Raw genomic sequence first — 8,675 nt, forward strand, 5'->3', positions numbered from 1 at the left:
CCTGGTCCGGGCCCTGGTCAGCCCACGGGCGGCCCCGACGTGGTGTTGAGCCAGGCCCACTCGGACCAGGACGAGAAGCCGGTCTGCCAGCGGTGGTGGACGCCGTCCCGGCTCGTACCGAAGACCTCGATGCGACCGTCGGCGTTGGTCGCGGCGACGACCTCGGAACCCCCGCCGCCGAACGTCTCCCACTGGCCGTACGGGGCGTTCACCCCGGTCTGCCACAGGTGCTGGGCCACACTGCCGTTGATCGCGAACACCTCCACCCGGCCGTCGGGCGAGCGCTCGCTGGTGAGCTGGGAGTCGGCGGGCCCGCCGGTGGGCTCCCAGCCGGACCAACTGGTGGGATTCGTCTGGTACTTGTGGAAGATGCCCTTGGGCCCCGAGGCGAAGACCTCAATGCGGCCGTCCTGGTTGTGATCGACCGTCAGATCGTGGCCGCCGCCGCCGAACTCCTCCCACGCGGACCAGCCGCCGTTCACCGCGGTCTGGAACTGGTGCTGGAACACGTCGCCGTTGATGGCGAAGACCTCCAGACGGCCGTCCGCCGACTTCTCCATCTCCACCTGGCTGTCGGCGGGGCCGCCGCCCGCGGACTCCCAGGGCGACCAGCCGCTGTTCGCCGCGGTCTGGTACCGGTGGAAGAGACCCTTGGGGTTGGAGGCGAAGACCTCCATGCGACCGTCACCGTTCGTGCCGACCGCTATGTCCTTGCCGCCACCGCCGAAGTCCTCCCAGCCGGACCAGCCGCCCGAGGGCGCCGTCTGGTACCGGTGCTGGAACACATTGCCGTTGATCGCGAAGAGTTCGAGCCGGCCGTCCGCGTTCGGGCCGATCGCCAACTCGGCGCCGGCCGGGCCGCCCAGGGACTCCCACTCGGACCAGTTCCCGTTCACCCCCACCTGCCAGGCGTGGTGGATGCCGTCGGCGCCCGCCGCGAAGATCTCCAGCCGGCCGTCCGCCGAGCGGGCCGAGACCACCCGCCCCGACTCGGAGGGGAACACCAGCGGGGCCGGGCCCGGTTCGTGGTGGCCGAGGCGGTCCACCGCGTCCTGTGCCTCGCCCATGTGCCGCAGGTGCGCGCCCTGGTTGTAGGTGGACCAGGCGGCCCAGTCGGTGCCGCTGGAGGAGATGACGTAGGCCGCGTTCGCGTTGCACTGGGGGTCGAAGGCGCAGTTGTCGTCGACCTCGCGGTGCCAGTAGCTGTTGATCTGCCAGAGGCCCCGGTCCGTGGAGGGCGGGGTGTTGTTCTGGACGTTGGTCGCCGTCGGGTTGCAGCTGGACTCGGCCAGGGCCACCGCCACGGCGGTCACCAGGGCGTCGCCCCGGAAGCCGGCCGTGTAGCCGACCTGCGCACACAGGTCGCTGGGTGCGGCGGAGGCGGGCGAGGCGCCGGCCAGGATCCCCGCCGCGAGCAGTAAGGAGGCGAACATCGCCATGATGGCGCGGTGGGGCGCCCTGCGAGCGAGCCGCACGGCGGACTGCGAGTGCGGTGCCCCGGCGCGGCCGAGCGGTCCGCGGACGCGGGTGGGGTGGCGCGCGGTCAACGTGACCTCCTGGAAAGCGCGGTGACGGTTCGTCCAACCGTCGGATGCCGAGCGCTTCGGAAGGTAGCGACGCGCTTCTCGAACGGAGAATCCGGAACCTTACGGGCTGACAGGACGGGGCCGCGTGGGCTACGGGCCCGGCGTCGGTGCTCCAGGGTGCTCGGGCGCTGGGGCCGCCTGGCCCGGCCGGGCCGCCGAAGCCGCCCGACCGCGGCGGCGCACCGCGTCCGGCCGGGCCCCGCCGGACGCCGTGAGGAGGCGCTCGGGCGGGGCCCGGCCGGCTCGAACCGCGGCGGCTGCGCCTGGGGCCTGTCCGGCAGACCTTGTCCGGGACGCAGGGCCCCGGCACGCCCACCAGCACCGCAGGGCCCCGGCACGCCCACCAGCACCGCGGGGCCGGGGCATCTCGACGGCGACCGGATCCGCCGGAGAGGCCCTAGACCGCGTCCACCAGGGCCAGCGAGTGGATCCGGTCCGGTGCACCGGGCCGCGCGTAGTACCAGCCCTGGGCCGTGTCGCAGCCCAGCTCCTTCAGCTGCTCGGCCTGGGCGCCCGTCTCGACGCCCTCCACGGTCACCGCGAGCGACAGGCTGTGCGCGAGCGACACGATCCCCTCGACGATCTTCATGTCCACCGGGTCGGCGGGCAGTTGCTGCATGGACTGGGTGAAGGACCGGTCCAGCTTGAGCACGCTCACCGGGAGCCGGCGCAGGTTGGCGAGGTTGGAGTAGCCCGTGCCGAAGTCGTCCAGGGCGATGTCGACGCCCATCTCGGCGAGTTGGCGCAGCGGCTTGAGGAGGTCGTCGTCGGCACCGATGAGCGCGGACTCGGTGACCTCCAGGCAGAGCGCGCCGGGGGTGAGCCCGGTGCGCTCCAGCATCTCGACGGTGTCGGCGACCAGGCCCGGGTGGTAGAGCTGGGTCGGCGACAGGTTGACGTTGATGCGCAGCGGCCCGCCGTCGGTGGCACCGGGGTGGGCCTCCTGCCAGGCGCGGGCCTGGCGCACGGACTCCTGCATCACCCAGCGGCCGAGGGGCACGATGAGCCCGGTGTGCTCGGCGAGCGGGATGAACCGGTCGGGCCCGAGCACCCCGTGCTGCGGGTGCGACCAGCGCACCAGGGCCTCGGCGCCGTGCACACTGCCGTCGCCGAGGTGCACGAGCGGCTGGTACTCGATGAAGAACTCGCCCCGCTCCAGGGCCGCCGGCAGGGCGTTGGTGAGCCCGTGCCGGGTGATCGCGCGGGCGTCGGCCTCGGCGTCCGCGAACTCGAAGCGGTTGCCGCCGGCCGACTTGGCCCGGTACATCGTGATGTCCGCGCTGCGCAGCACCTCGGCCGCGCTGCGCTCGCCCGCCGGGCCCTCGACGACGCCGATCGAGCCGCGCACGGTCAGCTCGCGGCCCTCGATGCGGATCGGGGTCGCGAGGGTGTTCAGGATGCGCGAGGCCAGCTCGTCCGCCTCGAACTCGGTGTCCGGGCCCGTGGTGAGCGCGACGAACTCGTCTCCGCCGAGCCGGGCCACCATCTCGCCGGGCCCGGTGGCGCAGCTCTGGAGCCGGTCGGCCACCTCGACCAGGAGCCGGTCGCCGGCCGAGTGGCCGAGGCTGTCGTTGACCGCCTTGAAGCCGTCGAGGTCCAGATAGCAGAGCCCGAACCGCTTCCCGTCGCCCGGTGCCAGGGCCTTCTCCAGGCGTTCGAAGAACAGGGTGCGGTTGGGCAGCCCGGTGAGCGCGTCGTGCGTGGCCTCGTAGCGCAGCCGCAGGTTGAGCAGCCGGCGCTCGGTGGTGTCCTCCATCAGCGCCAGCTGGTACTGCGGGCGGCCCTCCGCGTCGCGCAGGAGCGAGACGGTGAGGTTGGTCCACAGGACGGTTCCGTCGCCGCGGTAGTAGGGCTTCTCGATCCGGTAGTGGTCGCGTTCGCCGCGGACGAGTTCGTCGTAGAGCCGCCAGACCTGCGGGGCGTCCTCGGGGTGCACCCACTCGCTGACGTTGCGGCTGCGCAGCTGGCCCTCTATCCCGCCGAACATCCGGGTGAGGGTCTCGTTGACCTCCAGGACCCGGCCTTGGAGGTCGGCGATGCCGATGCCGATCGCGGCGCCCTCGAAGACCGCGCGGAACCGGGTCTCGGTGGCGTGCAGGGCGTCCAGGGCCGCACTGCGCGCCGACATCGCGGAGCGGGCGATGGCCTCCTGCTCGGAACGGGTGCGTTCGCGCAGGGCCGCCGCGAAGCCGGCCGCGATGGCGTGCTGGAGCCGGGCGCAGCGGGCCCGTGCCTCTTCCGCGGTCAGCTCGTCGCCCGCGCCGCAGTACAGCACGAGATAGGACTCGACCACTCCGAGGGTGCGGCTGAGGGCGTCCGGGTCGGTGCAGTGCACGGCGACCAGGGCGACGCCGATCTCCTGGGCGGGCGAGGGGTCGAAGTGCCGCCCGTGCAGGGCGTCGATCAGCCGGCGGGCCAGCGGCAGGAGGTGCCGCTCGAACTCGGGGCGGGTCAGCGAGGTCGCCGTGACCGGGAAGATCGCCCGGCTCCAGATCGTCGCGAACCGTCTGAGCCGGTCTTCGGGGCTGTCCGGCGCGAGGACCGGGGCCTGCGGCTTGGGCGGCTTGCTCACGCCTTGCGCCCCACACCGGCGAAGCCCGAGAAGGCGTAGGGATCCTCCTGGTCGGCCTCGCCCTCCGGCCGCCACAGCGGCATGGAGACCAGGCCGGGCTCCAGCATCTCGTACCCCTCGAAGAAGCCGGCGATCTCTTCGCGCGAGCGCATCACCAGCGGGTTCTTGATGTTGCGGTAGACGCCCACCGTGCCGCCGGCCTCCTCCTCGCTGAGCGGGATGCCCTCGTAGGCGGCGTGGGTGAGGACGAGGACGCTGCCGGGGGCGAGCGCGTCGCGCAGCGCCGCGACGGCCCCGTACGGGTCGTCCTGGTCCTCGACGAAGTGCAGCACGGCGACCAGCAGGAGCGCCACCGGCCGTGACAGGTCGAGGAGTTGGGAGCTTTCGACGGCGCTCAGGATGTCCTGCGGCTTGCGCAGGTCGGCCGCGGCTATCCCGGCGAGGTCGTTGCCCTCCAGGACGGCCTGGCTGTGGGCGACGGCCACCGGGTCGTGGTCGACGTACAGCACGCGGGCATCGGGGTCCGCCGCGTGGGCGACCTCGTGCACGTTCCCGAAGGTCGGTATTCCGGATCCGATGTCCAGGAACTGGGTGATTCCCTCGTCCACCGCGAACCGGACCGCGCGGCGCATGAAGGCGCGGTTCGCCTGCATGACCTTGGGCAGGCCCGGCATGAAGCGCATGGCCTCGCGAGCCGCTTCCCGGTCGACCTCGAAATTGTGCGAACCGCCCAGGTAGTAGTCGTATATGCGGGACACGCTCGGCACCGAGATGTCGATGCCCTGAGGGGCCCAGGCGGGACGCTCCATCAATGTCTCCAACAAGTCGCCGCAGGACGGCCATGACCATGACCATTGTTTGCGCCTGAGGCTACTGATCGTCTGCCAAGAGAGCGAGCAAAAACGGAAAATGCTCGTCCGTTATTGGTCACACGCCCACGGCATGTGCACCGGATCGTACGGGGCCGCGTGGCAGCGCGCGTCATCGTATCGCCGACTGGACACATGCGTCGGCCCGTCACCGCGAGGGGGCGCGGTGACGGGCCGACGGGGTGGGGCGCGGGGCTACTTGGGCGCGCCGACGAGCTTGCCCTGGGGGGACACGGCGTACCACGTGCCGCCCACGCCCTGGCCGTTGGTGTCGCCGGGCTTGGTGTCGCCCGAGAACGTGTACACGGGCCAGCAGGTGATCGACTGCTGCTTGACCCCGTCGGGCCGGTTGAAGGTGACGAAGCCCTTGAGGGCGATGCCCTGGGTGTCGTTCTTGTCGACCGGCGCCACCGCCGGCCACTTCTGGAGGCAGGCGCCGGTACAGGCGGACTTCATGGGCCAGGCCGAGTCCTTCTTGAAGCGGTAGACGGTCATGCCGCGGGCGTCCACGATGACGTCGCCGAGCTTGGCGTCCTTGCGGACCGAGAGGCCCGGCATCGCCGTGGCCGGGGCGGCCGGGGCCTGGGCCGAGGCCTTCTTGCCGTCGGGTGCGGAGGCGTGCCAAGTGCCCCCCACGTTCTGCCCGTTGAGGTCGCCGGGGCTGGTGTCCTTGGCGTAGCGGTACATCGGCCAGCCGCCGATGGTGAGCTGCTTGGTGCCGTCGGCCCGGGTGACGGAGCCGAGCTTCGAGGCGTCGGTGCCCGCCGCCGCGGTGACCCCGTCGGCGGGCACCGCGGGCCACGCCTTCGCGCAGTCGCCCTCGCAGGTGGCCTTCGGCGGACTCGCGGTGTCCTTGTCGAACCGGTAGAGCGTGAACCCGGCGCTGTCGGTGACGATCTTGCCGAGCTCCTTGCTGTCGCTGACCGTGAGCTGTCCCGCCTGTTTCGCGGCCGACTCGGCGCCGCCCGCCTGCCCGTAACCGCCGCTCGAACCATAGGCGTTGTCGCCGGGCTGCTGTGCGGTGCTCGCGTTGCCGACCGGCTGGCCGTTGCCGCTGCCGCTGCCGCTGCCCGCGTAGCCACTGCCCTTGTCCTGGCCGCAGCCCGTCGCGGTCAGTGCCAGTACTGCCGCCGCCGCTGCCGCGAGCGTCGCGCTGCGCCAGGTGCTCATGTCAACTCCCGTTGTTCGTAAGGCTGTTGAGGCGCTGGATGCGCCGGGTGACGGCCCTAAGTACGGGCGGCGGGTGACGGTCCGTTCAACCCGGACGAGGAAATTTTTCCGAACGGGCCCGAACAGCTGGTCAACGCGGCGAACGCACATCCGCCGGAACTCCCCCCTTCAGGCGAATCGGTTCGACGCCCCCTATGGCGGCGCCGCCACGGCCCGATGATCACCTAGTGCAAGGACGACTAGCGCAAGGACGACGCCTCGCCGGACGGCTGCTCGCCGCCACGGCCTTCACCGTGCTCCTGTCGGCACCCGCCCCGGCCACACAGGCCGACGCCTGTGCCTACGCCTCGGTGACGCAGGGGAGCAGCGGTTCGCCCTGGGCGGTCGCCGGCACGGGCCACCGGTGCCCCTGGCCGCCGCACCCCCACCCCCATCCGCATCCCCACCCGCATCCCACGCCCACGCCCACCCCGCGGCCGCCGGCCCCGCCGCCTCCCGCACCGCCCGCGCCCAAACCCCCGCCCCGGCCCGCGCCTCGGCCGACCCCGCCCCCGCCCCGCCCCGCACCCCGGCCGACGCCGCACCCGGCGCCTCCCGCGGCGGTGCCCCCGGTGGCCCACCCGCCCGCGCCGCCCGTCGTACCGCCCGCGCCGAGCGCACCGCCGCCGCGCCCCGGGCCGGCGGCCGCGCCCCGGATCACCCTGCGCCACTACCAGATGCCGCCGCGCAAGAAGCCCGCGCCCCGGCTCTCCCCCGTCACCTTCACGCTGCTCCTCACCGCCCCCGCCGTCATCGGCGCGGCCCTGCTGCGTTCCCGCTCCGGCTCCCGCTCGCGCTGAGCCCACCTTCCCTGAGAGGTCCCGTTGTCCGACTGGCTCGTCCTGGTCATCGCCATGGCCGCCGCATGCGCGGTCGTGCTCACCATCACCCTGTTCAGCAGCCGCCGGATCACCCCGGACGTCGACACGTCCGAAACCCCCGACGTCATCGAGTACATGACCATGATGATCGGCGTGGTGTACGCCATCGTCCTCGGTCTCGCCATCGCCGGCGTCTGGGAGGGCCGCGGAGCCGCCCAGGCGGACGTACAGCAGGAGGCCCAGGCCCTGCACGAGATCAGCCAGCGCGTCCAGGTGTATCCGGCGGAGGTGCGCGACCGGACCCGGGCCGATGTCGACGCGTACGTCAGCTATGTGGTGCACACCGAGTGGAGCCACATGGCCAAGCACGGTGACCTCACCGACGAGGGCACCGCGAAACTGGAGCGGATCCGCCGCGATGTGACGGACTACCACCCGGCGAACGACTTCGAGGCCCAGGCCTACCAGCCGGTGATCGACCAGGTGGGCGCGGTGGACGCGGCCCGCACCGCCCGCGGTCAGGGGGCCGGCGCGACCATGCCCGGGGTCGTGTGGTTCGGCCTGATCATCGGCGCCCTCGTCACGGTCGGGCTGATCTTCACGATGCAGATCCGGCGCAGCTGGCGGGAGCTGCTGCTCGCCGGTCTCTTCAGCGCCCTGATCGCCTTCCTGCTCTTCCTGATCTGGGACTTCGACGCCCCCTTCGGCCGGGGCATCTCGGCGACCGCGGGCCCGTTCATGGACCTGTTCCCCGGCGTCGGCTGACACCCCCGGCCCGCCGGTCCGCGCCCCGAGGCTCCGCCGCACCGGCGGGGCCTTCGCTCGGCCGGGCGGGGGACGGCGATGCCCCATTCGCCGGACAGCGATCGCGACACACCGGGCCGCCTCCTAGCGTTTCGGGCATCGAGGTGCATCGCCCCCATGTGGAATCGGATCCGCAGCTGCTCCTCGGGGACCGGAGGACTGACCATGGGCGCGATACGCATCGCTTCCGCCACCCTGCTCGGCGCTGCCGCCGCCCTCTCCCTCACCGCGCCGACCGCCGCCGCGGCCGAGGGCACCGCCGGCGGAAGCAACATCACGCCGTTCGGCTTCAGCGTGACCCCCTCGGTGATCGCGCCCGGCGGCCAGGTCACGCTGAACGTCACCGGCTGCTCCACCGAAGCCACCGTGTCCTCCGGGGTCTTCGACACGGTCACCGTGCCCAAGGACAGTTCGAGGAACGCGACGGTCGACTGGGACGCCAAGCGGGGCGCCGCGTACACGGTCACGTTCTCCTGCGACGGAGCGCGGGGAACCAGCCAGTTGACGATCAGCGGCGGTTCGCCGACCACCAGCTCGACCGTGCGCCCCACCGTCCGGCCCACCGTGACCACTCCGCGGGGCGTCCGCGGCGGCCTCGGCGGCAGCGTGGACGGCTCTCTGAACCCCGTCGAACTCGCGGCCGGCGCCACCCTGATCGCGCTCGCGACCGGGGGCACGGGCTACGCCCTGTACCGCCGACGCGCCACCGGCCGTCGCCACTAGGGGGTGTCTGACAAATGATCACGAACTGGTTTCGCGGAGCCAGAGGATCAGCGAGGCCAGAACGACTCCGGCACGGTAGCGGTCGGCGAGC

General features: G+C 72.4%; 7 protein-coding genes. 3 read left to right on the forward strand and 4 right to left on the reverse strand.

The genetic code is table 11. From position 1 onward, the window contains the following. Positions 1-17: 17 nt before the first annotated feature. The 4 genes from ACFYNP_RS32670 to ACFYNP_RS32685 all read right to left on the reverse strand — a co-directional run bounded on the left by ACFYNP_RS32670 (position 18) and on the right by ACFYNP_RS32685 (position 6,197). Positions 18-1,439: a transglycosylase SLT domain-containing protein gene (locus ACFYNP_RS32670; RefSeq protein WP_388790663.1), complete on the reverse strand. Its 1,422-nt coding sequence runs from the start codon at positions 1,437-1,439 to the stop codon at positions 18-20. A gap of 544 nt (positions 1,440-1,983) precedes the next feature. Beyond that, a complete protein-coding gene (locus ACFYNP_RS32675) occupies positions 1,984-4,158 on the reverse strand; it encodes a putative bifunctional diguanylate cyclase/phosphodiesterase (protein WP_388790645.1) in 2,175 nt (724 codons plus the stop codon). Further along, on the reverse strand, positions 4,155-4,967 hold the full coding sequence (locus ACFYNP_RS32680) for an SAM-dependent methyltransferase (protein ID WP_388404802.1): 813 nt from the start codon (positions 4,965-4,967) through the stop codon (positions 4,155-4,157). Before ACFYNP_RS32680 ends, ACFYNP_RS32675 begins: the two co-directional genes overlap by 4 nt. 255 nt (positions 4,968-5,222) lie before the next feature. Then, positions 5,223-6,197 (reverse strand): SCO0930 family lipoprotein, encoded by a 975-nt coding sequence (locus ACFYNP_RS32685; protein WP_388790648.1) that lies wholly within the window; start codon positions 6,195-6,197, stop codon positions 5,223-5,225. Positions 6,198-6,808: 611 nt separating this feature from the next. Between ACFYNP_RS32685 and ACFYNP_RS32690 the strand changes: the two genes are divergently transcribed. The 3 genes from ACFYNP_RS32690 to ACFYNP_RS32700 all read left to right on the forward strand — a co-directional run bounded on the left by ACFYNP_RS32690 (position 6,809) and on the right by ACFYNP_RS32700 (position 8,584). Next, positions 6,809-7,036 carry a hypothetical protein gene (locus ACFYNP_RS32690; RefSeq protein WP_388404796.1) on the forward strand — a complete coding sequence of 76 codons (228 nt, stop codon included), beginning with the start codon at positions 6,809-6,811 and terminating at the stop codon, positions 7,034-7,036. A 24-nt stretch (positions 7,037-7,060) separates the two neighbouring features. Then, complete coding sequence (locus ACFYNP_RS32695; RefSeq protein ID WP_388404794.1) at positions 7,061-7,822, forward strand: DUF4239 domain-containing protein; 762 nt, start codon at positions 7,061-7,063, stop codon at positions 7,820-7,822. A gap of 204 nt (positions 7,823-8,026) precedes the next feature. Next, positions 8,027-8,584: a hypothetical protein gene (locus tag ACFYNP_RS32700; protein ID WP_388790651.1), complete on the forward strand. Its 558-nt coding sequence runs from the start codon at positions 8,027-8,029 to the stop codon at positions 8,582-8,584. Positions 8,585-8,675 lie beyond the last annotated feature (91 nt).

It is taken from the genome of Streptomyces sp. NPDC006691 (assembly GCF_042869955.1).
In the GTDB taxonomy this organism is placed as follows: domain Bacteria; phylum Actinomycetota; class Actinomycetes; order Streptomycetales; family Streptomycetaceae; genus Streptomyces.